Below are 24,286 nucleotides of genomic sequence, written 5' to 3'. Positions count from 1 at the left end.
CCGCCAGCGCCAGTTACAGTACAGTCAGGCTTTATAAACAGGACACGCACAATGGGCGCCTCACTAAAACTGGCCGAACTACTGGGCTCGCTCAGCTATGCGCTGGATATTACCGAGGGACAGCCAGAAGGCCATTGCGTGCGCAGCTGCTGGATAGGCATGCATATCGGCCGCGCCATCGGCCTGGACAGCCAGTCACAGTGGGAGCTGTACTACGCCATCCTGCTGAAAGACCTGGGCTGCAGCAGCAATGCCGCCCGCATCAGCGAGCTCTACCTCACCGACGACCGCCAGTTCAAGCAAGACTTCAAACGAGTGGGCCAAGGCCTGCCGCAAATGCTGGGCTTTGTGTTCAGCCACACCGGCCGCCACGCCGGCTGGGCCGACCGCCTGGCCTCCATCGTCAACATCATGCGCAATGGCAAGGAAATTGCCGACGAACTGATCCACACCCGCTGCCACCGTGGAGCTGACATCGCCCGCCAGCTGCGCTTCAACGAAAAGGTGGCACGTGGCATCCAGTCGCTGGACGAACACTGGGATGGCTCCGGTCGGCCGCTGGGCCTGCAGGGCGAGGCCATTCCGCTCAATGCACGTATTGCACTACTGGCGCAGGTGATCGATGTGTTTCACATCACCAGTGGCCGCGCCGGTGCTCTGGCCGAAATCAGCAGCCGTGCCGGCGGCTGGTTCGACCCGCAGTTGGTCGCCTGCTTTGCCAGTGTGGCCGGCGACGACGCCTTCTGGCAGGTGTTGGAATCCGATGCAGTGGATCAGGCGGTACTGGCGCTGGAACCAGCCCAACATCACGTCGAGGTGGACGAAGATTATCTGGATGAAATCGCCGAAGGCTTCGGCCAGGTGGTCGACTCGAAAAGCCCCTTCACCGCCGGCCACAGTCAGCGTGTAGGCCATTACGCCGACCGTATTGCTGCCATGCTAGGCATGGATGATGCCCGCCGGCGCTGGCTTAAACGCGGTGCGCTGCTACACGATGTGGGCAAGCTGGGCGTCAGCAACAGCATTCTGGACAAGCCGGGTAAACTGGACGCCGAGGAATGGGCAGCGGTACAAAAACACGCCAGTTATACCCGTGCCATTCTGGGGCGGATGGACATCTTTGCCGAACTGGCCGAGGTGGCCGCAGCCCATCACGAACGGCTGGATGGAAAAGGCTATCCGCGCGGCCTCGCCGGCGATGCCATCACACTGGAAACCCGTATCATCACCACCGCCGACATTTTCGATGCCATCAATGCCGAGCGCCCCTACCACCCGGCCACCGCGGTGGACAAAACCCTGGACATCATGCGACAGAACCTGCACAGCGCCATCGATCCGCAATGCTTCGAAGCACTAAGCCAGGTCTTGCGAGCGGAAGGACAGCTGGCCTAACCCCATACCACGCCGCTGGTCAGCAACTGCTCGGCGCGCAACAAGGCTGCTGCCAGGTCCGGCTGCAGATTGTCCACGCCCAGATCATCTGCCAGCCGCGATCCCTTGAGCATAGCCAGCACTTCATCCGCTGCACCACACAAAATCAGTGTCTTGCCCTGCGCCCTGAGCTTGTCGTTGAGGCTGTCCAGTGCCAAGAGGCCGGTGGTGTCCAGCAACACCAGCCGGTGCAATTGCAAAATGATCACCCTTGCCTGCTCAGCCTGCTGGTGAATGATTTCCACACTATCCGCTGCGCCAAAAAACAAGGCCCCCTCGACACGAAACGCTGCACAGCCATCCGGCACATGCTTGCCGGCAATGGTATGACGCTCGAACAACTGGGCGTATTCCGGCAACAGGCGGTTGACTGAAGTATGGCTGGCCATGCTGCGGATAAAGAACACGGCCGCCATCAGCAGGCCGATCTGCACGGCAACCGTCAGGTCAAACACCACGGTCAGCACAAAGGTGACAATCAGCACGGCAGTATCGCGCTTGGGAAACTGGAAAGCCTTGCGGATATCCCAGTCACCCATTTTCAATGCCACCGAAATCAGGATGGCAGCCAACACCGCCAGCGGAATACTCGCTGCCAAGGGCGCAGCCACCAGCAGAATCAACAGTAACAGCAAGGCATGCACCATGGCAGCCACCGGCGTTTTACCGCCATTGCTGATATTGGTGGCGGTGCGCGCTACCGCCCCGGTCGCCGGAATGCCACCAAAGAACGGAGCCACCATATTGGCAATACCCTGGCCAATCAGCTCCTGATTGGAGTCGTGCTTGTCCGCCGTCATGCTATCGGCCACCACCGCACACAGCAGTGATTCGATAGACCCCAGCAGGGCAATGGTAAACGCTGGTGCCAGCAGGTCGGACAGATGGGTCGGGTCCAGATCCAGTCCGCCAAAACTGGGCAGGCCTTGTGGAATGCCGCCGAACTTGCTACCCAGCGTGGCCACCGGCAGCCCGAACAGCGCCGTAATCAGGGTGGCCAGCACCAGCGCCACAAAGGGGGCTGGCAACACACGATTAAGCCGCTTCGGCCACAACAGGATCAGCAGCAGGCTGGCCGCCGACAGCAGCAAGGTGGGCCAGTGGAAATTACCCAGTTGTTCGCGCAAGACCTGCATTACCGCAAAGAAACCGGCCGGCATCTTGTCCACCGGCAGGCCGAAGAAATCCTTCAACTGGGTCAGGAAGATCAGTACGGCGATGCCGTTGGTAAAGCCAGTAATCAGCGGCAGCGGGAAAAAGCGGATCACCTGCCCCAGCCGGAACAACCCCATCAATACCAGCATCACCCCTGACATGAAGGTGCAGATCAACAGATTGGCCACGCCATACTTGGCGACAATGCCATAGATGATGACGATGAAAGCTCCGGTCGGCCCGGTGACCGACAGCCGGCTGCCACCCAGTGCCGCCGCCAGGAAGCCGGCAATCACGGCGGTAAAGATGCCCGCCTGTGGCGTCACCCCACTGGCCATGGCAAAGGCCATCGCCAGGGGTAGCGCAACAATGCCGACGGTCAGGCCCGCCATGACGTCATCGCGCAGCAGATTGCGATTGTAGTGTTGCAGGGTATCAAGAACACGGGGACGGAAACCCAAACTGAACATGGCGACAGCTTTCTATTGTTGTGGATGGCCGGCAGGCACGGGCATGCCGCCGGCAGGGTTATCTTGTCATCATCGACGCCAGCGCCTTGCCATGCAAGGGATGCACGACTGCATGTCGCATTCCGGCCGTGGCACTGGCCATGGCGGAGGCATATCGACACCCCAATTCAACAGGCGTAGGATGATTTCATGACCACTTCAGCATGAGGGAAAACCATGACGCAAGACAAAAATACTGATCCCGCCACCCCTGCCGCCACCCCAGAAGCCAGCGCCGCCGCCCCTGAAACCGTAGTCAGCCACAGCCCTGCACCGGCGCGTAAACCCGCCCGCAGCGGCAGCAGCCGTCAAAGTAATGTCAAACGGGTACACCAGGAATCGATCAAGGCCATCGAAACCATCAGCCAGCAGCCGGTCGCCCTGCAAGTAGCCGAAGCGCCGCATGGCACCAGCGAAGACAGCACCACGGCCGAACTGCCTGCCAGCTACCCATACCGCACTCGCCTGCGTCGCACCGAGTACGAAAAAATCAAGCTCGAGCTGCAGATCGAGCTGTTGAAGGTGCAGAACTGGGTAAAGGAAACCGGGCAGAAAATCGTCATCCTGTTTGAAGGGCGCGATGCGGCCGGCAAGGGTGGCACCATCAAGCGCTATATGGAACACCTCAACCCACGCGGTGCCCGCGTGGTGGCACTGGAGAAACCGTCCGAGCGCGAACGCACCCAGTGGTATTTCCAGCGTTATATCGAACATCTGCCGGCTTCCGGCGAAATCGTGTTCTTCGACCGCTCCTGGTATAACCGCGCAGGCGTCGAACGGGTCATGGGCTTTTGCAATCCGGATGAATATCTGGAATTCATGCGCCAGACCCCACAGCTGGAACGCATGCTGGTCAACAGTGGCATTCATCTGTTCAAGTTCTGGTTCTCGGTCAGCCGCGAAGAACAGCTGCGCCGCTTCATCTCACGCCGCGACGACCCGCTCAAGCACTGGAAACTGTCACCCATCGACATTCAGTCGCTGGATAAATGGGACGACTACACCGCCGCCAAACAGGCGATGTTCTTCCATACCAATACCGGCGATGCACCGTGGGTGGTGGTGAAATCGGATGACAAAAAGCGCGCCCGCCTCAATTGCATCCGCCACTTCCTGGCCAGCCTGGATTATCCCGACAAAGACCCGCGCGTGGCACACAATGCCGACCCGCTGATTGTCGGCGCACCCAAGCACATGCAGAACGAGGACGAGGACAAGCTGATGCGCTTCGGCGTCTGAGTCCCCGGGCAGAACCAGCCGCCAGCATGCTGGCCGGCTGGTGGAGCCGGTCGCATCCACGGCCGGCTGCTGTGCTAGAATTCGGCATTGTTCCTGCCGATAGCACTCGATACGTCCATGAAAAAATTGCTCTCCAGCCTTGCTCTATGCGCGCTGCCGCTGCTGGCACAAGCCGCACCGGTAGTGGAAATGACCACCAACAAAGGCGTGATCGAAATCACCCTTGACTCGGCCAAGGCTCCCAAAACGGTGGCCAACTTTGTGAGTTACGCCAAGGCCGGTTTCTATAACGGCACGGTGTTTCACCGCATCATCGACGGTTTCATGATCCAGGGTGGCGGCTTTGACGGCAAACTGGAACAAAAACAGGCCCGCGCCCCTATTCCCAACGAGGCTGCCAATGGCCTGAAAAACACCATCGGCAGCATTGCCATGGCACGCACAGCGGATCCTAACTCGGCCACCGCACAGTTTTTCATCAACGTAGCCAATAATGAATTCCTTGATTACAAGAACCCGACACCGCAAGGTATCGGCTATGCCGTATTCGGCAAGGTAAGCAAGGGAATGGACGTGGTCAATCGCATTGCCAAGACCCACACCGGCAACATGAAAGGCATGGACGACGTGCCGTTCGAACCCATCGTGATTCAGAAGGTGGTTGTCAAACCCTGACCCGCCAGCAGTCGGCCCGGCAAGCCCGGACCGCACACCACCACATCAGCAAGCATTCGCTTCAGACACAAGGATGACCCTCATGATCAAACTGACCACCAATTTTGGCGAAATCGTACTGGAACTGTTCAGCGACAAGGCTCCGGTTACCGCAGCCAACTTTGAAGAATACGTCAAGAGCGGCCACTACGATGGCACCATCTTTCATCGCGTCATCAACGGTTTCATGATTCAGGGCGGCGGTTTTGATGCCGACATGAAGCAAAAAGACACCCGCGATCCGATCAAGAACGAAGCCAACAACGGCATCTCCAACAAGACCTATACCGTTGCCATGGCCCGCACCATGGACCCGCACTCCGCTTCGGCACAGTTCTTCATCAACGTGTCCGACAATGACTTCCTCGATTTCAAGTCCGAAACCACCCAGGGCTGGGGCTATGCCGTGTTCGGTCAGGTAGTGGAAGGCAAGGATGTGGTTGACCGCATCAAGACCGTACGCACCGGTCGCAGCGGCGGCCATCAGGACGTACCGGCAGAAGCCGTCGTTCTGGAAAAAGCCGAGATCATCTGATCCGCCGGCCCGGCTCCTGCGCCGGGCTTTGCCACACCAGCCAGCCGCCGCAAGGCAGCTGGCTTTGCTTTAGCCACCCACCCTTCATTTATCGCTGCCTACCCACCATGAGCCATCACTTCATCTCCGACCTGCACCTGAGCGAAGACACCCCGGCACTCTGCCAGCTGTTTGTAGACACCTTGCAGCAATGGCAAGGACAGATCGACAGCCTGTTCATTCTGGGTGACTTGTTCGAATACTGGGTGGGCGATGACGATGACTCAGCCTTTCTTGAGGCAATGCTGGGTGCGATGCAGCAGTTTTCCCGCCACACCCCACTCTACGTGATGCGTGGCAACCGCGACTTCCTGCTGGGCGATGGCTTTGCCCAACGCTCCGGCGCCGCACTGCTGGAAGACCCTTACCTGCTGCAAGCCTATGGCCGGCCTTATCTGCTCAGCCATGGCGATGCCCTGTGCGCGGCCGATACCGCCTATCAGCAATTCCGTGCCATGAGCCGCAATCCGGCCTGGCAAGCCGCCATGCTGGCCAGACCGCTGGCCGAGCGCCACGCCATCGCCGCGCAGGCCCGCATGCAGAGTGAGGCCGCCAAGCAGCAACAAGGCCTGAGCGCCATTACCGACGTTACCGACAGCGCCGTGCTGGAACTGCTGGAGCAGTACGACTGGCCAACGCTGATCCACGGCCATACCCACCGCCCGGCCACCCACAGCCACCAGCAAGGCAGCCGCCAGGCCGAACGCTGGGTCATCCGCGACTGGCACGGTGCGCAGGGTGGCTATCTGCGCCTGGATGCCTCCGGCCTTACCGCTCTGCCACTAGGCTAACAGCCACTATTAACAAAAAAACGGCTGCGGCGTTGCACCTGCTGGCATTACCCTTTTGTACTGTCTGCATCGGCGCGCCTAGCCCCAGGGCCACTACGCGATTTTGTCAGCGGCGCCAAGCATCGGGGTAGCAACCCACGGCAAGCCTTACTGCTATTCGCCCCACCCACTCAGCATTTCCCTCAAGTCCACGCCTCCGTTAAGGGTAAACCCGCAAGGGCAAGCCCTAAATGACGATTTGCAGCGCAATCACTACAGTTGCGCCATCCGCCACCAGCACAAAAACAGGCGGAACGCTCGATAACGGGCCCGTCACACGACGCGCAGCCCGATCAACGCCAACAATCATTGGAGAGAATCATTATGTGGTCCCACGTCTACGACCCACTGGGCAACCCGTGGCTGTCTACGCTGTGCGCAGCGTTGCCGATCATCGTGCTGCTGGGCGCGCTCGGCATTTTCCATATCAAGGCACATATTGCCGCCATGATGGGTTTGATCACCTCGCTCGTCGTCGCCATCGGCATCTTCGGCATGCCGGGCAGCATGGCGCTTAGCGCCACCCTGATGGGCGCAGCCAATGGTCTGCTGCCGATTGGCTGGATCATCCTGAACGTGATCTTCCTGTACCAGCTGACCGAGCGCAAAGGCCAGTTTGCCATCCTGCGCGAGAGCATTACCGGCGTCACGCAAGACCGTCGCCTGCAACTGCTGCTGATCGCCTTCTGCTTTGGTGCCTTCTTCGAAGGTGCCGGTGGCTTCGGTACGCCTGTTGCAGTAACCGGTGCCATGCTGATCGGCCTGGGCTTCTCGCCGCTGGCTGCATCCGGCCTGTCGCTGATTGCCAATACCGCACCGGTTGCCTACGGCGCGCTGGGCACTCCGATCACCACCCTGGCCAAGGTCACCGGCATCGATGTGATGCTGATCTCCTCCATGGTCGGTCGTCAGATGACCATCTTCGCCATCATCGTGCCGTTCTGGCTGCTGATTGCCTTCTGCGGCTGGAAAAACACCATCCGCATCTGGCCGGCCGTACTGGTGGCCGGTCTGTCCTTCGCCATTCCGCAACTGCTTGTGTCCAACCTCATGGGCCCGGAACTGGTAGCTGTCATCGCCTCGGTCTGCTCTATCGCTGCACTGGTGTTCTTCCTCAAGGTATGGCATCCGAAAGAGGTCTACACCTCTACCGCCGGCACCATGGCTGGCGCTGCAGCCGAAGCCGCTGGCAACACCGGCCTGCAGCCCAAGCATGGCTACAGCACTGGTGATGTGATCCGTGCCTGGTTGCCCTGGCTGATCCTGTCGGTCCTGGTTTTCGCTTGGGGTTCGCCTAGCATGAAAAAGCTGCTGGATTCCATTTTCACCCTGGATATCCAGTGGCCCGGCCTGCACAACCTGGTACAGAAGATGCCGCCGGTTGTCGCCAAACCGCACCTTGAAGCTGCTATCTACAAGCTTAACCTGCTGTCCACCACCGGCACCGGCATCCTGGTAGCTGGCATCCTGTCCGGCCTGATCATGGGCTATCGCCCCAGCGAGCTGATCAAAGTGTACGGCCAGACTTTCTGGTCGCTGCGCTACTCGCTGATCACCATCGTGGCCATGCTGGCACTGGGCTACCTCACCCGCTACTCCGGCGTGGACATCACCCTGGGTCTGGCCTTCTCGCACACCGGCGTGCTCTACCCCTTCTTCGGCACCCTGCTGGGCTGGCTGGGCGTGGCGCTGACTGGTTCCGATACCGCGGCCAACGTGCTGTTCGGTGGTCTGCAAAAGGCATCGGCCACCCAACTGGGCCTGTCGCCGGTGCTGATGACCTCCGCCAACTCGGCTGGTGGCGTGATGGGCAAGATGATCGACGCACAGTCCATCGTGGTCGCCTCCACCGCCACCCAGTACTACGGCAAGGAAGGCGTGATCCTGCGCTATGTGTTCTTCCATTCGCTGGCCCTGGCCTGCCTGGTCGGCTTGGTCGTCACCGCCATGGCCTACCTGCCGCCGTTCACGCTGTTGGTATTGCACTAATGCCTGATGGCACCAGCCGGTGCCAGACAAAAAGCCCCGCCAGGTATATCTGGCGGGGCTTTTTCATGACCTTCTCAGCAGCAGAGGACAGGACTCTTCTGCCAGATATGGCAAGCAGCAAAGAAAACGGAACTGAGACGCCTTAGCTGGAACAACTGACGCTGATTTCCTGCGCCCAGCCCGGGGGCTCTCCGGCGAAAGCCTGGTATTGCGGCTGTTCGTCAAAGGGGTGGCTCAGGCAATCATGCAGGCTGGCAATCAGGGAAAAATCTCCCTGTTGTGCAGCTTGTATCGCCTGCTCGGCCAGATAATTGCGCAGGATGTATTTGGGATTGGCCGCCAGCATGGCCAGCTTGCGCTCTGCCGCAGACCTTGTTTCCAGCTGCAGACGCGCGGCGTAGCGTGTGGCCCAGCCATCAAACAGGCTGCGATCCAGGAACATATCGCGCAAGGCGTGGTTTTCACCCGCCATATCAAAGTCTGCCAAGCGGCGGAAAAACACGGTGTAATCGGTATGGTGGGCATGCATGGCCAGCAGCAGTGCTTCAATCAATGCCTCATCGCCCTCTTGTTCCACCACCAGACCTAGCTTGTTGCGCATCAACATCAACCAGTATTGCGAGTACTGCTCCCGATAACCGGAGAGTGCCTCCACCAATTGCTCTTCGCTTACCAGCGGCAAGAAGGCCGATGCCAGACAATGAAGGTTCCACAGACCCACTTGCGGTTGCTGATTGTAGGCATAGCGTCCGGCATGGTCGCTGTGGTTGCACACATGTGCGGCATTGAAACCATCCATGAAGCCGAAAGGGCCGTAATCCAGCGTCAGCCCCAGGATGGACATATTGTCGGTATTCATCACGCCATGACAGAAGCCCACGGCTTGCCAGTGGGCAATCAACTGCGCCGTTCTGGCGACAATATCGGCAAAAAGTGCCGCATAGGGCTGATCGGTCTGGGCGCAGTGCGGGTAATGGTGGCGGATGACAAAATCGGCCAGCTGCCGGATTTCATCATGTTGTCCACGGTGATAAAACACCTCGAAACTGCCAAAGCGGATGAAGCTTTCTGCCAGGCGCGTCAACACTGCTGCCGTTTCCGGGCGCTCACGGTAGACCGGGTCGGGCGAGCCGGTCATGGCCAGGGCACGTGTCGTAGGAATACCCAATCCGTGCATGGCTTCACTACATAAATATTCGCGAATGGTGGAGCGGAGCACGGCGCGGCCATCGCCCATACGGGAGAATGGGGTCAAACCAGCCCCCTTGAGCTGCCATTCCCAACGATGCCCTTCGGTATCGACCGTATCGCCCAGCGACAAGGCACGACCATCCCCGAGCTGGGGAACATACACACCAAACTGATGGCCAGCGTAAAGCGCTGCCAGTGCAGACACGTCTGGGACAAACTGCTTGCCGGACAACAAGGCCAGACTGGCGGGCAGGGCCAGCTCACCGGCTGTTATGCCCAATGTCGCGCACAGCTGGGCATTACCGGCCACCAGATAGGGTTCGCTCAGCGGCTGAGGCTGGATGTGCCGGTAGAAGACGGGTGGCAGTTCCAGCAAGCGTTGACCAAAGGTCAGGGAAGAAAATGGGCTCATGGCCCGATTCTAGTCGCGTGCCCGACAGATAAACACCAGCGGATGATCAGGGTTTTTGTTGCTTCCACACCCGGCGCATATCGCGGGCGGCATTGAGTGAGGCGGATGAAAAACTGGTAGCCGCAAAATGCCCGACTTGCCGGCTCATCTTGCTGACGGCACTGCCGGAGCTCTGCCCAAGTTGCAGAGCCTGCTTCATCACAGCGTAGGAAGGGTGCTGGCCGGATTGTTCCAGTTGCCGTAGCAGATGCTTGTGCATCTCATTGAGTGACTTTTCCGTTGCCAGCATCAGGTCGCGCTGGTTATCCGCCTGAGCCTGCAACAGCGATACTCCGCTAAGCAGGCTGCCATCAATGCGGCTTTGCACCTCGCCCTCGGCCAGGGGATAGGCTGGCAGCCAGGCGGCTGTCCAGCTCAAACAGGCATCCTGCTGCGCATCCAGCAGGCGGCGCTGACTCAGCTCCATGGCACTCAGGTAGCGCTGAAACGCGCTGGCAAACCACTCGTAAGCCATGGATATTCCTCTTCGGTCGCTGCGGATTAGTGTGCGACATCCGGGCTGAGCGCCCAGACGCGGATCAATTCCTGCAGCAAGGCCTCCAGAATCGGATCGCCCACCCGGTCGGACGGATAGACAAACTGCAGTTCGGCCAGTTTGCGCACCCCAGGCACAACCGTCAATCGCCCAGCGGCTTCCCACTCCAGCGCTTCCTCCTCGCGAGCCAGTGCCACACCCACACCGCAGGCTACCAGTTCGAGCACGGCGGCCAGATTGTCGCTTTCTGTCACCTTCTTCGGCGAAATATTGAGTTCTCGCCACAGTTCGGCGGTGATTTTGGACAGACTGGAGAATTGCGACAGTCCAACCCACGGCAAACGCCCCAACTCCTTGGTGTTGTTCAGGTCAATCCGGTTTTTCCAGCCATTGGGCAGTACGATGCGGAAAGGCAGATTGGTGAGCAGCACGGTATTGACGTTGACATAGGGGTTTTTCCCCAGATAAAAACCGGCGTCCAACTCCTTCTTGCGGACCAGATTCAGTACCTCTCCGGTTACCCCGTGTTGCAGTCGCAGGTCCAGCAGCGGGTATTTTTCCACCAGTGCCGCCACCCATTCGCCGGCTTTCAGAGTGGCCGGGGTCAGGGTCAGTCCAATCAAGGCCTTGCCTCCGGTCTGTCCTTTCAAGCCTTTGGCGTGGTTGATGATTTCACGCGCAGACGCCAGGATGGACTGCGCTTGTGGCAGCAATTCCTGTCCGGCGCGTGTCATGGTGACACCGCCTGCAGTACGTTCGAACAAGGGCATGCCCACTTCTTCTTCCAGCGCCTTGATCTGTGCCGTGACCGCCGGCTGGGATAAATGCAGCAATTCTGCTGCCTGTGTCAGGTGGCCCTGCTGGGCCACAGTGACAAAGGTCCTTAACTGATAGATTTCCATGTACGACCTGTTCTCTCTGCCTGTAGCAAGGTGACTACATTTTCCTGTTTTCCGGATCTTATCTTTGCCAACATTTTGGCGTCATTACAGCATTTACCACAAGAATTTCACGGTATTTTTGCAAAAAAAACCGCACCACCACCGTGGTAAATGGAGTAAAAATACCACCGCAACCATATGATTAATATGATTTTTTGCAATGCAACATCCGTCTGACAAATTTTATTAATCAAAAAAAGCGATTAGCAGGAGCAGCCTGTCGTCCCTTATGTTTCGAACAGCGGTCAGACGATCGTTACGACAAAGGAGGATGCAATGAACGAGGACGTACTCAAGAAAGTACAGTCCAACCCGAAGTTCAAAGAGCTTGTTCACAAGAAGACAAGCCTGGGTTGGCAGCTCAGCATCGCAATGCTGGTCATTTACTATGGCTTCATTATGATTCTGGCATTTTCACCGTCTACACTGGGCGCACCGCTCGCTCCCGGTATGACCATGACTGTAGGCATCCCGGTAGGGATTCTGATCATTCTCTCGGCCTTCGTGCTAACCGGCCTGTACGTGCGCAAAGCCAACGGCGAGTTTGACCAGCTCAACCGCGAGATCGTCGAGGAGGCACAAAAATGAAAAAATGCACTGGCTCTCTCGCTCTGGCAGCGTTGTCTCTTTTCCCGGTACTCGCCTTTGCTTCCGGCGCCATCGAAGGTGATGTGAAGCAACAGGCCACCAACTGGCACGCCATCATCATGTTCGTGGTGTTCGTGGCCTTCACCATGGGCATCACCTACTGGGCAGCCCGCCGTACCCGCTCCGCCTCCGACTTCTACACAGCCGGTGGCGGCATCAGCGGTTTCCAGAACGGACTGGCCATTGCCGGTGACTACATGTCGGCAGCGTCCTTCCTGGGTATTTCCGCCATGGTATTCGACAAGGGCTACGATGGCCTGATCTACTCCATGGGTTTTCTGGTTGGCTGGCCGGTGATTCTGTTCCTGGTGGCTGAACGCCTGCGTAATCTGGGCAAATACACCTTTGCCGACGTAGCCTCTTACCGCCTGCAACAGACTCCGGTACGTAGCTTTGCCGCCACCTCCACCCTGGTCGTGGTCGCCATGTACCTGATCGCGCAGATGGTGGGTGCTGGCAAGCTGATCCAGCTCTTGTTCGGCATGAACTACTCTTCCGCTGTGGTCATGGTTGGTATCCTGATGGTCTGCTACGTGCTGTTTGGCGGCATGCTGGCCACCACTTGGGTGCAAATCATCAAGGCCGTCCTGCTGCTGTGTGGCGCATCCTTCATGGCCTTCATGGTGCTGTCCACCGTGGGCTTCAGCCCGGAACTGATGTTCGAGAAAGCCGTTGCCGCACACGCCAAGCACGCTGCCATTATGTCTCCTGGCAAGGCGGATCCGGTGGATTCCATCTCACTGGGCATGGCACTGATGTTTGGTACCGCTGGCCTGCCGCACATCCTGATGCGTTTCTTCACCGTGTCTGATGCCAAGGAAGCCCGCAAGTCGGTGTTCTACGCAACCGGTTTCATCGGCTACTTCTACATCCTTACTTTCATCATCGGTTTTGGCGCCATCATGCTGGTACTGAACCAGCCGGGCATGATGGAAACCATCACCAAGGATGGCAAGCAGATCACCCAGCTGGTCGGTGGTAGCAATATGGCTGCCATTCACCTGGCCAACGCAGTTGGCGGTGACATGTTCCTCGGCTTCATCTCGGCCGTTGCCTTCGCTACTATCCTGGCCGTTGTAGCAGGTCTGGCCCTGTCCGGTGCCTCTGCTGTCTCGCACGACCTGTACGCCTCCGTCATCATGAAGGGCAAGGCCAACGAGGCTGACGAAATTCGCGTATCCAAGATCACCACCGTTGTACTTGGCGTCATTGCCATCGTATTGGGTCTGGTGTTCGAGAAGCAAAACATCGCCTTCATGGTGGGTCTGGCCTTCTCCATCGCGGCTTCCGCCAACTTCCCGATTCTCTTCCTGTCGATGTTCTGGAAGGGTCTGACCACCCGTGGTGCCGTCATCGGTGGCTTCGTCGGCCTGGCCACTGCCGTAGTCCTGATTGTTCTGGGACCGGCGGTATGGGTTGATGTGATGAAGCACAAGGCTGCCCTGTTCCCGTACAAGAACCCGGCCATCTTCTCCATCACCCTGGCTTTCGTCAGCACCTGGTTGTTCTCGGTCACTGACAAATCCAAATCGGCTGCAGAAGAAAAAGCCAAGTTTGATGCCCAGTTTGTCCGCTCCATGACCGGTATCGGCGCAACCGGCGCTTCCAAGCACTAATCGTTTCACCTGGGGCCGCATCCTGCGGGATGCGGCTACAGCACTACAAGACTTACAAGGAGAAGGTAATGTCCACTCTCGAATCCATTCTGAAGGAAACCCGTAGTTTTCCGCCGTCCGACGACTTCCGCCACAAGGCGACCGTGTCGGGCATGGAGGCCTACAACGCACTGTGCGAACAGGCCGACGACAGCTACCTGTCCTTCTGGGGTGATCTGGCCCGCGAGCTGATTACCTGGAAAAAGCCGTTTTCCCGGGTTCTGGACGACAGCAATGCCCCCTTCTTCAAGTGGTTTGACGATGGTGTGCTGAACGTTTCCTACAACTGTCTCGACCGTCACCTGCCGCTGAATGCCAACAAGATCGCCCTGATCTTTGAAGCGGATGATGGCGAAGTAACCCGTGTCACCTATTCCGAACTGCACCGCCGCGTTTGCCAGTTTGCCAATGGCCTGAAGAGCCTGGGCATTGCCAAGGGCGACCGTGTAGTCATCTATATGCCGATGGTGATTGAAGCCATCGTTGCCATGCAGGCTTGTGCCCGTATCGGCGCCATCCACTCAGTCGTATTCGGCGGCTTCTCCGCCGGTGCCGTGCGTGACCGCGTTCAGGATGCTGGTGCCAAGCTGGTAATTACCGCAAATGAAGGCCTGCGCGGCGGCAAGACCGTTCCGCTGAAGGCCACCGTTGACGAAGCAATGGCACTGGAAGGCTGCGAATCGGTACAAAACGTAGTGGTTTACCAGCGCACCAATGGCGGCGCACAGTGGACCGAAGGCCGCGACATCTGGTGGCACAAGCTGGTGGAAGGCCAGGCCGAAGCCTGCGAACCGGAATGGATGCTGGCGGACGATCCGCTGTTCATTCTGTATACCTCTGGCTCCACCGGCAAACCGAAAGGCATCCAGCACAGCAGCGCCGGCTATCTCTTGGGCGCCATCAACAGTTTCCGCTGGGCCTTCGACTACAAACCGAATGATGTGTACTGGTGCACCGCCGACGTGGGCTGGATCACCGGTCACTCCTATATCTGCTACGGCCCGCTGGGCATCGGTGCCACCCAGGTGGTATTCGAAGGTGTACCCACCTACCCGGATGCCGGCCGCTTCTGGCGCATGATCGAGCAGCACAAGGTCAGCATTTTCTACACGGCACCGACTGCCATCCGCTCGCTGATCAAGCTGGGCAACGACCTGCCCAAGCAATACGACCTGTCCAGCCTGCGCTTGCTGGGCACGGTGGGCGAACCGATCAACCCGGAAGCCTGGATGTGGTACTACGAAGTAGTCGGCGGTGGCCGCTGCCCTATCGTGGATACCTGGTGGCAGACTGAAACCGGTTCGGCCATGATTGCGCCGATTCCGGGTGCGGTACCGACCAAGCCGGGTTCTTGCACCCTGCCGCTGCCGGGCATCATTGCTGACATCGTGGATGAATCCGGCGCTCAGGTAGAGCCGGGCCGTGGTGGCTTCCTGGTGATCAAGAAGCCCTTCCCGTCCTTGGTACGCACTATCTGGAATGACCCGGACCGCTTCAAGAAAACCTATTTCCCGGACGAATTCAACGGCCAGTACTACCTGGCGGGTGACTCGGCCAACCGTGACGAAAACGGCTACTTCTGGATCATGGGCCGTATCGACGATGTGCTGAACGTATCCGGCCACCGTCTGGGCACCATGGAAATCGAATCGGCGCTGGTAGCCAATCCGTTGGTAGCTGAAGCTGCCGTGGTCGGCAAGCCGCACGAGGTGAAGGGCGAAGCCGTAGTGGCCTTCGTGGTACTGAAGGGTGCTCGTCCGGAAGGTGATGACGCCAAGAAAATTGCTGCCGAGTTGAAAAACTGGGTGGCTCATGAAATCGGCAAGATCGCCCAGCCGGATGACATTCGCTTTGGCGAAAACCTGCCCAAGACCCGCTCCGGCAAGATCATGCGCCGCCTGCTGCGCTCGATCGCCAAGGGCGAGGAAATCACCCAGGATGTTTCCACACTGGAAAACCCGCAGATTCTCGGCCAATTGCAGAATCCGCTGTAAATCGATTATCGATTCAGGAGCACACTGACCTTGCGCCCGGTGATTTCACCGGGCTTTTTTTTGTCTGCACAGTGGCCGGCAGCCCGGCAGCGACTTCCTCGCTCCCTGCGATATCCGGCTCAAACCGCTCAATGCAGATAAACACCCTGTGGCTTCGGTGCCTCCACGGCCATTGGCAGGCCCTGCATGTCCCGGACTGCGGATTCGATGGTGTGGCACAGCGCGGCCAGCGGCAGATCATTGCCCTCACGCCCGAATGGCTCCTCCAGCTCCTCGCCAATCACCTCCAGTGCCAGATAGGTATAGGCAATGAACACGGCTATCGGTGGTGTCAGCCAGCCTATGCTGCTAACCAGCCCCATCGGCAACAACAGGCTGTAGATGGTGACCGTGCGGTTCAGTAATACCCGGTAAGTGTAGGGAATGGGCGTGCTGCCGATGCGTTCGCAACCACCCAGCACCTCCGACATGGTATTCAATTTTTGATCCAGCGCCTGCCATTGCCATTCGCTGATGACACCCTCCTCCTGCAACTGCAGGATCAGCTGACCCAGCCGGCGCAAAATGATGGCCGGACGGAAGCGCGCACCATTCACCTCATCCAGCAGGTCGGCCGGCAGCAGCCGCGGCATGTGATCGCACCCCACCTCCTCCCGCAGCTGTGCCTTCAAGGCATAAGCAAAGGCACAGATCAGGTCCAGTGCCTGTGCTGTCAGCGGATGCTGCGGGGCTACCGCCAGCAACTGGCGGGCAATGGAACGGTTCACCACCAGCAAGGCACCCCACAGTTTGCGCGCCTCCCAGAAGCGCTCGTAGCTGACCGAGTTGCGAAAACCCAGGAAAATCGCCAGCGATACGCCGAGCAGGGTAAAGGTAGGAATGCTGAGGGCCGAATCGGCATGGCTGCTCAGCCACCAATGCCGCGCAGCCGTCGCTAGCAGGGAAATCAGAAGAACCAGCAGCAAGCGTGACAAAATACGTGGCAACACCGAGCCATTCCACACAAACAGCAAACGAAACCAGGACACTGGGGAGCGGACAATCATGGGCAAATATCTATCAGAACCAGAGATCTGGGCATGATAAGACATCGCCGTTTTTGTTGCAGTGCAAAATAATAGTATTCCGGCTTGCACCATGCCCGTCATGATCTACAGTGGACTGATGGAATCCATGCCCCCTACCCTGCTGGCCCTCACCCTGGGACTGATGTTGCACATCGGCCCGGCACAGGCGGTCGCCATCACCATCGCCTGCGAAGACAATCTGCCGCCTTTTTCCAGCGGTCCCAGCGGCCAGGAACACGGCATCGTGGTGGAGATCATCCGCCAGATCACCAAGGACCTTGGCCTGAACGATCCCATCCACCTGTTTCCGTGGAGCCGGGTCTATGCCATGGGTCAAAACCAGCCCAATACCCTGGTCTGTGCCATGGCGCGCACGCCGGAACGGGAAAACCTGTTTCAGTGGGTGGGCGAAGTCATTCACTCGCCACCGGTATTGCTGATGCTGGCCGACAATCGCCAGCACCTGCCTAATGATGGCCGGCTGGACGACTACCGCCGCTACACCATCGGCGTGCTGCGTGGCTCTTATCAGGAAAAATACCTGCTGGCACATGGATTTACCGCCCTGGAACCGTTTGCGTCGTATACCCAGGGCTACCAGATGCTGCGCGCCGGACGGATTGATCTGTGGGCCGCCAATCAGCTGACCGCTATTTCTACGGTGCGCCAACTGCAGGATGACCCCGGCCGCCTGCTGCAAACCGCTTTTGTATTCCGTGAGCTGCCACAGGGCATGTCCATGGCCTTCAGTCTAGGCACACCGCGCGCCACGGTAGACGCCTTCCGCAAAGCGCTGGAAGCCATCAAACACGATGGTCGCTACCAGAAAATCCTCAACCAGAACGGCTAGGCAGGTCGCCAGGCACGGCACCTGCGGATCTGCTCTACGGGCGGATTTCCCCAATACCGGCCATGCGCTCTGCTCACTATATTAAGGCTGCCATCTCGGCCCAGCCCTCACCGGAGCCTTACCATGCCAACCCCCTTTCCGGCCGACTGGCAGGCCCTGCTCCAGCACGAACCTTTTGCCGCCATGCCAGCGGAGCAGCTTGCGCTGCTGGCCGGGAAGGCGCGCCGCCAGCACTATCCGCGCGGAGCCAGCCTCACCAGCCCGCAGGCTGGCCCTGCCAGCCAACTGTTCATCGTGCTGGAAGGCCAAGTACTGGCCGAAGACATCTACAGTGGCCAGGCCTTTGCCCTGTTGGGGCAGGGTGAAATGTTTCCGCTGGGCGCTCTGCTGGCACAGCGACCGGTCACCAATCACTACCGCGCCGACAGCGACTGCATGGTATTGCAACTACCACAAACCGCCTTTGTCGCACTGTGCCAGCAGTCTGCCGCCTTCCAGCTGTTCTGCACCCAGCGGCTGGCCAACCTGCTGTCGCGCGCCCGCCAACTACACCCGGCTGCGCTGGGCGGGCAGGGGCTGAGCCTGCACACCCCGCTTGCCGCCGTGATCCAGCGGCCGGCAGTCAGCTGCCGACCGGAAACCACCCTGCGCCCCTTGCTGCAACTGATGCAACAGGAAGGGGTGGGCTCGGTGGTCATCACCAGTCCCGAGCAGCGCCTGCTGGGCCTGTTCACCCTGCGCGACTTGCTGGACGCCCACCTGGCAGGTCATGCTGATGACACCCCGGTACAGCAGCTGATGCGCCAGCCCGCCTGCCTGCTGCCACCCAGTGCCCTGGCCAGCGAAGCCATGCTGGCCCTGGCCCAGAGTGGCGAACGTCATGTCATGGTATGTGAAGGCATGACGCTGGTGGGCATCGTCTCCGAGCATGATCTGTACCGCCTGTCACGGCTGGACATGAAGGAAATGCTGCAACGCCTGAGCCGCTGCGACAGCACGGCAGCCCTGTCCGGCGTGGCGGCCACCTTTCGGCGCCAGGTACTGGCCCTGTTTCAGCAAGGCATGGATGCCAATGCCACCACCCGCCTGCTCAGTCTGTTCAATGACCAGTTGCTGACCCGGCTATGTCAGTTACACCTGAGCGGAGCCGGACTGGAAGAGGTGGAAATCTGCTGGCTGCAACTGGGCAGCAGTGGTCGTCAGGAAAATACCCTGACCTCGGATCAGGACAGCGCACTGGTTTTCCGCTGTAGCGATGCCTTGCGCCAGCAGCAACTGGCGCAGCAACTACCGGCCATCGCCCAGCGCATCAACTCGGCACTGAGTGCCTGTGGCATTCCGCTGTGTCGCAACGGACTGATGGCTGGCAATCCCAGCCATTGCCTGTCTTACGCCGACTGGAGTGATACGGTCATTCACCAATTGCAGGATGCGACGCAAGATGCCGGGCATATCGGCCTGTATCTGGACCTGCGCCCAGCCTGGGGGCAGCACAAACTGGGACTGGAACTGGCCGGGCAATTGCGTCAGGCCGCCGATCAGCCGGCAGTGCTGAGTGCACTCAGCCGCAGTGCCCGCCGTTATGAGCCACCACTGGGCTGGAGCGGACGCCTGCAAACCAACCAGGACGAACAACTGGACCTGAAAGCAGCCGTCGATTTCTTCGTCGACGCGGCCCGCATCCTGGCCTTGCACGCCGGCTCGGCCGCCAGCCGCACCAGCGAACGCTTTGCTGCCGCAGCCGGCTTACCCGGCCTGTCCGCCAGTGCCTGCCAGTCCTTTGCCGACAGTGCGCAATTCCTGCAAGAGCTGCGCCTGCGCCACCAACTGGCCTGCCAGGAGTCGGCCTCCCGGCTGGACAATTTGATCCACCCGGCAGAGCTCGGCACGCTGGATGCGCGCATCCTGAAAGAAACCCTGCGCCAGGCACGCAAGCTGCAAGCCTGGCTGGCACAGTATCTGCCTTAATCCAGCAGGCAAAGCCGCCCCGCCCTCTTGGCAGCGAGGTTGTGGTCTGGACGGGAAACCCGGATAATTTTGCGGTTTTGCTTTCTGGATGATCCGGCCATGAATTTTGGGCTCTATCTGCCGCTGCTTGTCGGGCTGGCATTGTGCAATCACTGCCGCCGCCCCGCTGACAGCCAGGCTGCTGCGCAGGCACTGCCGGCGGCCATCGCCATGGGGCTGGCCACCGCCATCATGCTGCTGCTCGGTGGCGGCCTGCTGGCCCTCGCCGGCAGCCTGGGCATCGTCCTGCCCTTAGCCCTGCTTGCCGTCATGCTGCAAACGGGCAGCGCCCTGTTGCTGGCCAGCGCCCTGCAGCGCCTTGCTGCCGGCCCGACGATGCAGCTGGGACTGCACTGGACCAGGCTATTGTTAAACAGCCTGGCGGCGGGATTGCCCTTGTACTACTTGCCATCTGCCAGCGGCCCGCTGACATCCCTGTTCGCCTGCGTGCTAAGCACAGCCCTATTCACCTTGCTGCTGGCCCAGTTCGCCACGCTGCCAGCACGCCTGCAACGCTGCGCCCTGCCCGCATGGCTGCACGGCCAGCGCGCCCTGCTGCCCTGCGCCCTCATCATCGCACTGGCCTTGCATAGCCTTGGAGCCCGCCTGTCATGACCCTTGTTCTCCGTTTGCTGCTGCTATGGCTGGCCATCTGGCTGCTGGGAAAAATCCTGCGCAGCAGCGCACTGAAGCTACGCCCTGCCGCCGCCAGCCTGCCGCCGCTGGCAGAGCGCATCGATGCCTTGCTGCCGCAAACCCAGTGCGGTCAATGCGGCCACGCCGGCTGTCAGCCTTACGCTCAGGCTCTGGCTCGCGGCGAAGACAGCATCAACCGCTGCCCTCCCGGCGGAGAGGACGGCATACGCAAGCTGGCCGCACTACTACACACTGACTATCTGCCCTTTGCCGCCGATGCCCCACCGCAAAAACCCAAAGCAGTGGCACTGATAGACGAAGCCACCTGTATCGGCTGTACCCTGTGCATCCAGGCCTGTCCGGTGGATGCCATTCTGGGCTCGGCCAAACAAATGCATACCGTGCTGGCCGATGAATGCACCGGCTGCGAATTGTGTCTGGCCCCCTGTCCGGTGGACTGCATCAGCATGCGCCCGGCCACCAGCCTGCCTGCCGACTGGCGCTGGGGCTACCCGGTCATTGCCATCAAGGCCGTCAAGCCAGGTACTGCTGCATGAGCCGCCAGACCCGCTTACCGGCTGCTGCCAGCAGCCATCCACTCACCACCCTGCCGCTGCCAGCCCAGCTAAACCTGTGGCTGCAAGGCAGTCGCTGCTGTGTCGAAGTGGGCCAGCGCGTACTGAAGCACCAGTTGCTGGCACAGGCCGACAATGAGTTTGGCGCGGCCGTCCATGCCCCGACCTCCGGCCATATCCGTGCCATCGGCCCGCTGCCGCAGGCCCTGCCCGATGCGCCGCTGCGGGATGGCCTGCAGTTGCAGCCAGACGGGCAGGACGAAGCACTGCCCCTGCAAGCCAATACCGACTGGCCAGCACTGTCACCACTGGCGCTGGCCATCCGGCTGCAAGACATGGGAGTCATGGGCCAGCACGGCCCGCTACTGCCGCTGGCCTGGGCCGCAGCCGCGCCACCGCCGGCACTGCTCATCATCAATGCTGTAGAAAACGAACCTTTTCTGCAGGCCGACAGTACGCTGCTGCGCGAACAAGCCGCTGCGGTAGCCGACGCCATGGCCATGCTGGGGCGCATACTGCAGCCAGCGCGGCTGGTACTGGCCATCCAGCAAGAACAGGGAGCGGCCATCAATGCCCTGCGCAGCCTGGCCGCTAGCCAAAGCTGGCAGCTGGAAGTGATACAAGCCCCCTACCCCGCTGGTGATGACGCACCTCTGCTGCAGTCACTGGCACGGCCCGAAGAAAGCAGCAACAGCCTGTGCCTGCCGCTAGCCGGCGTCTATGCGGCCGGACGGGCCATCCTGCATGGCGAGCCCTGCATCAGCCGCATCGTCACCGTCAGCGGTGCCGTCAAGCAGCCGCAGAACATCCTCGCCTTGCTCGGCAGCCCGGTGGCCGATCTGCTAGCCTGCGCCGGCCTGCCGCCACAGCGGCATGCCATCGTCCATGGCGGCGGCCTGCGCGGCTTTGCCTTGCCCGATACTGCCATTGGCATACACCAGCACAGCCATTGCCTGCTGGCCCTAGCCGATCAGGCTGAGCTGATTGCCCAGCCCTGCGTCCGCTGTGGCGATTGCGCCAGCATCTGCCCCAGCCAGTTACAGCCACAAGAGCTGTACTGGCATTGCAGCCAGCAACAGCTGGAACAAGCACAACACTGGCGGCTGGCCGACTGCAGCCAGTGCGGCCTGTGCAGTGCGGTCTGCCCCAGCCAGCTGCCCTTGCTCGACACCTTCCGCCAGGCCAGCCAGCAACTGCTGCTAGCCGAACAGCAACAGAGCGCCGCCGACGCAGCCCGCCAGCGCCATCGCTTCCGCCAGTTCCGCCTGGAACGCGACAAGCAGGAGAAAGCCCAGCGGCTGGCCGAACGTGCGGCACAACAAGCCGCCAAGCTGGCACAGCAACAGGCTGCGGCCCCCAGCAGCACAGAGCCGGCAGCAGTAGTCGCAGACAAACAGGCGGCCATCGCCGCCGCGATGGCGCGTGCGGCAGAGCGGCAGCAACAGCGTCCGGATACCGCGCCCTCTGCCAGCACCAGTGAGCGAGATGCTGCCATTGCCGCCAACCGTCAGGCGACTATCGACGCGGCCATGGCACGCGCCGCCGCACGCAAGGCCGCACAAGATGCTGCCAAAGCAGCCGCAGCGGATTCCCCTGCCAACAACAGCGCTGCACCAGGCCTGAACCAACAGCAGCAAGCGCTGATTCAAGCGGCCATGCAACGGGCCAGCGCCCAAAAGACAGCTGCCACTGCCAACAGCCCCGCCGCCATGGATGAAGACAAGAAAGCCTTGATTGCCGCCGCCATGGCACGCGCCGCAGCCCAGAAAGCCGCACGCGATGCCGGAGAGCAGGAAAAATGATGAGCACACCCTTGATACGACTAGCCCCAACCCTGGCAAGCCGTAACCGCCAGCAGTTGCTGGCGCTGCTGCCGGCCATCGCCATCCTGTTTTGGCAGCTGGGGCCACAGCTCTTGCTGGCGCTGCTGCTGGCCACGGTCAGCGCCCTGCTAGCCGATGGCCTGGGTCTGGCTCTGCGCCGACAGGCCATATGGCCGGTCCTGCGCCAGGGCGACGCAGTGCTGTCGGCAGTACTGCTAACCCTGCTGCTGCCCACCGCAACACTGCCGCTGCTGTGCATGTGTACTGGTGCAGCCATTCTGCTGCTACGCCAGCTGTTTGGCGGCAGCGGCAGCAGCCTGTTTCACCCGGTGGCTGGCGGCCTGCTGCTGGCTGGCCTCTGGCTGCCAGCCAGCCTGCCCCATGCCAACCTCCCGCTGACGCTAGCCTTGCTGGCCGGCGGCCTGTGGCTGCTCTGGCGCGGCCTCCTGCGCTGGCAAGCGCCACTCGGGCTAGTGCTGGTGGTATTGATTGCCCTGCCGGTAGGCAGTGGCTGGCTGCTTGGGCAGAGTGCGCTGTGGCTGCTGGCCGGCTGGGTGATGAGCGATGGCAGCAGCACGCCTATCACGCCCCGTGGCCGGCTAATCTATGGCCAGGCTGCCGGCATGCTGTGCATCAGCTTGGTCACTTTGACCACCAGCCCGGATGCCGGCGTGACGCTGGCGGCCAGCCTGCTGCTGCTCAGTGCCACCGCCCCCTTGCTGGACAAGCTGACCCTGTCGCCTGGCCGCCGCACGTAGAAACCGCAGCGCATGCGAGTCGGCAGTGGCCTGCGTTACAATGAGGCAGGCCGCTCGCTGCTGCACAGCCTATGCGCTGCCGTCCCCTGTACCGAACCAGTCCCAAGCCGACATGCCATGAACGCCACCAAGCGCTACGAAATTTTCCGCCGCCTGCGCGAGCACACTCCCCAGCCGACCACCGAGCTGGAATATCGCACGCCCTTCGAGTTGCTGATTGCGGTGTTGCTGTCGGCCCAGGCTACTGATGTCAGCGTCAACAAGGCCACCCGCCCCTTGTATGCCGTGGCCAATACCCCGGCCGCCATGCTGGCGCTCGGGGAAGAGACCGTATCCGATTACATCAAGACCATCGGCCTGTTCCGCACCAAGGCCAAAAACGTCATTGCCACTTGTCGCCTGCTGCTGGAAAAGCATGGTGGCGCGGTACCGGATGACAGGGCAGCGCTGGAAGCACTGCCCGGTGTTGGTCGCAAAACGGCCAATGTGGTGTTGAACACCGCCTTTGGCCACCCCACCATCGCCGTGGATACCCATATTTTCCGGGTAGCCAACCGCACCCGGCTGGCTCCCGGCAAGGACGTACGCGAGGTGGAAGACAAGCTGCTGAAATATGTACCAGCCGAATTCAAGGTCGATGCCCACCACTGGCTGATCCTGCATGGACGCTATGTCTGCAAGGCTCGCAAACCGGACTGCCAGCACTGTGTGATTGTCGATCTCTGCGAATATCCGGCAAAACCGGTATGA

The 24,286-nt window shown here is 60.4% G+C and carries 21 protein-coding genes; 16 read left to right on the top strand and 5 right to left on the bottom strand.

From position 1 onward, the window contains the following. The first annotated feature begins 51 nt into the window (after positions 1-51). Positions 52-1,395, top strand: coding sequence for an HD-GYP domain-containing protein (locus H2Z84_RS20045; protein ID WP_181837553.1), 1,344 nt, complete (start codon positions 52-54; stop codon positions 1,393-1,395). Here H2Z84_RS20045 and H2Z84_RS20040 read toward each other — a convergent pair. Beyond that, entirely contained in the window at positions 1,392-3,059 is a 1,668-nt protein-coding gene (locus H2Z84_RS20040) for a SulP family inorganic anion transporter (RefSeq protein ID WP_181837552.1), read from the bottom strand. The genes H2Z84_RS20045 and H2Z84_RS20040 overlap by 4 nt on opposite strands. A 420-nt stretch (positions 3,060-3,479) precedes the next feature. On the opposite strand from H2Z84_RS20040, the gene ppk2 reads away from it, so the two are divergent. The 5 genes from ppk2 (at position 3,480) to H2Z84_RS20015 (ending at position 8,444) form a co-directional block, all read left to right on the top strand. Continuing rightward, entirely contained in the window at positions 3,480-4,337 is an 858-nt protein-coding gene (gene ppk2, locus H2Z84_RS20035; RefSeq protein WP_199730997.1) for a polyphosphate kinase 2, read from the top strand. A gap of 117 nt (positions 4,338-4,454) precedes the next feature. Then, positions 4,455-5,012 carry a peptidylprolyl isomerase gene (locus H2Z84_RS20030; protein ID WP_181837550.1) on the top strand — a complete coding sequence of 186 codons (558 nt, stop codon included), beginning with the start codon at positions 4,455-4,457 and terminating at the stop codon, positions 5,010-5,012. Between the two features lie 82 nt (positions 5,013-5,094). Beyond that, positions 5,095-5,586 carry a peptidylprolyl isomerase gene (locus H2Z84_RS20025; RefSeq protein ID WP_124643512.1) on the top strand — a complete coding sequence of 164 codons (492 nt, stop codon included), beginning with the start codon at positions 5,095-5,097 and terminating at the stop codon, positions 5,584-5,586. 107 nt (positions 5,587-5,693) lie between these two features. Then, complete coding sequence (locus tag H2Z84_RS20020; RefSeq protein WP_181837549.1) at positions 5,694-6,416, top strand: UDP-2,3-diacylglucosamine diphosphatase; 723 nt, start codon at positions 5,694-5,696, stop codon at positions 6,414-6,416. A 363-nt stretch (positions 6,417-6,779) separates the two neighbouring features. Then, positions 6,780-8,444, top strand: coding sequence for an L-lactate permease (locus H2Z84_RS20015; protein WP_220272927.1), 1,665 nt, complete (start codon positions 6,780-6,782; stop codon positions 8,442-8,444). A 142-nt stretch (positions 8,445-8,586) separates the two neighbouring features. Here H2Z84_RS20015 and H2Z84_RS20010 read toward each other — a convergent pair whose 3' ends face one another. Genes H2Z84_RS20010 through H2Z84_RS20000 form a run of 3 tightly spaced genes read right to left on the bottom strand, consistent with a single transcriptional unit; the run spans position 8,587 to position 11,484 of the window. Then, the gene (locus H2Z84_RS20010; RefSeq protein ID WP_181837548.1) at positions 8,587-10,047 is read right to left on the bottom strand and encodes a protein adenylyltransferase SelO; all 1,461 of its coding nucleotides are present in this window, start codon (positions 10,045-10,047) and stop codon (positions 8,587-8,589) included. A 46-nt stretch (positions 10,048-10,093) separates the two neighbouring features. Further along, the gene (locus tag H2Z84_RS20005) at positions 10,094-10,561 is read right to left on the bottom strand and encodes a hypothetical protein (protein ID WP_181837547.1); all 468 of its coding nucleotides are present in this window, start codon (positions 10,559-10,561) and stop codon (positions 10,094-10,096) included. A 26-nt stretch (positions 10,562-10,587) separates the two neighbouring features. Next, on the bottom strand, positions 10,588-11,484 hold the full coding sequence (locus H2Z84_RS20000; protein WP_181837546.1) for a LysR family transcriptional regulator: 897 nt from the start codon (positions 11,482-11,484) through the stop codon (positions 10,588-10,590). 315 nt (positions 11,485-11,799) lie between these two features. Between H2Z84_RS20000 and H2Z84_RS19995 the strand changes: the two genes are divergently transcribed. From H2Z84_RS19995 to acs, 3 genes are all read left to right on the top strand, one after another. After that, positions 11,800-12,111: a DUF485 domain-containing protein gene (locus tag H2Z84_RS19995; RefSeq protein WP_181837545.1), complete on the top strand. Its 312-nt coding sequence runs from the start codon at positions 11,800-11,802 to the stop codon at positions 12,109-12,111. Beyond that, positions 12,108-13,787 (top strand): cation acetate symporter, encoded by a 1,680-nt coding sequence (locus tag H2Z84_RS19990; RefSeq protein WP_181837544.1) that lies wholly within the window; start codon positions 12,108-12,110, stop codon positions 13,785-13,787. The genes H2Z84_RS19995 and H2Z84_RS19990 overlap by 4 nt, the downstream gene beginning before the upstream one ends. Before the next feature lie 68 nt (positions 13,788-13,855). Next, entirely contained in the window at positions 13,856-15,820 is a 1,965-nt protein-coding gene (gene acs / locus H2Z84_RS19985; RefSeq protein ID WP_181837543.1) for an acetate--CoA ligase, read from the top strand. Between the two features lie 128 nt (positions 15,821-15,948). On the opposite strand, the gene H2Z84_RS19980 is transcribed toward acs, so the two are convergent. Continuing rightward, a complete protein-coding gene (locus tag H2Z84_RS19980; protein ID WP_181837542.1) occupies positions 15,949-16,866 on the bottom strand; it encodes a bestrophin family protein in 918 nt (305 codons plus the stop codon). A gap of 91 nt (positions 16,867-16,957) precedes the next feature. Between H2Z84_RS19980 and H2Z84_RS19975 the strand changes: the two genes are divergently transcribed. The 7 genes from H2Z84_RS19975 (at position 16,958) to nth (ending at position 24,286) form a co-directional block, all read left to right on the top strand. Further along, positions 16,958-17,737, top strand: a complete 780-nt coding sequence (locus tag H2Z84_RS19975; RefSeq protein ID WP_181837541.1) for a substrate-binding periplasmic protein — start codon at positions 16,958-16,960, stop codon at positions 17,735-17,737. 123 nt (positions 17,738-17,860) lie between these two features. Beyond that, positions 17,861-19,705, top strand: a complete 1,845-nt coding sequence (locus H2Z84_RS19970; RefSeq protein WP_181837540.1) for a DUF294 nucleotidyltransferase-like domain-containing protein — start codon at positions 17,861-17,863, stop codon at positions 19,703-19,705. Between the two features lie 99 nt (positions 19,706-19,804). Then, on the top strand, positions 19,805-20,359 hold the full coding sequence (locus H2Z84_RS19965) for a hypothetical protein (RefSeq protein WP_181837539.1): 555 nt from the start codon (positions 19,805-19,807) through the stop codon (positions 20,357-20,359). Then, positions 20,356-20,937, top strand: coding sequence for an electron transport complex subunit RsxB (rsxB, locus tag H2Z84_RS19960; protein ID WP_181837538.1), 582 nt, complete (start codon positions 20,356-20,358; stop codon positions 20,935-20,937). Before H2Z84_RS19965 ends, rsxB begins: the two co-directional genes overlap by 4 nt. Next, positions 20,934-22,757 carry an electron transport complex subunit RsxC gene (gene rsxC, locus H2Z84_RS19955; RefSeq protein ID WP_181837537.1) on the top strand — a complete coding sequence of 608 codons (1,824 nt, stop codon included), beginning with the start codon at positions 20,934-20,936 and terminating at the stop codon, positions 22,755-22,757. Before rsxB ends, rsxC begins: the two co-directional genes overlap by 4 nt. Next, the gene (locus H2Z84_RS19950; protein ID WP_181837536.1) at positions 22,757-23,536 is read left to right on the top strand and encodes an RnfABCDGE type electron transport complex subunit D; all 780 of its coding nucleotides are present in this window, start codon (positions 22,757-22,759) and stop codon (positions 23,534-23,536) included. Before rsxC ends, H2Z84_RS19950 begins: the two co-directional genes overlap by 1 nt. Before the next feature lie 117 nt (positions 23,537-23,653). After that, positions 23,654-24,286: an endonuclease III gene (gene nth / locus H2Z84_RS19945; protein ID WP_181837535.1), complete on the top strand. Its 633-nt coding sequence runs from the start codon at positions 23,654-23,656 to the stop codon at positions 24,284-24,286.

Origin of the sequence: Aquitalea aquatica, assembly GCF_013911085.1 — a bacterium.
Taxonomy (GTDB): Bacteria; Pseudomonadota; Gammaproteobacteria; order Burkholderiales; family Chromobacteriaceae; genus Aquitalea; species Aquitalea aquatica.
Note: the sequence above shows the minus strand (reverse complement) of the source record. Positions and strands in the feature narration are given on the sequence as shown.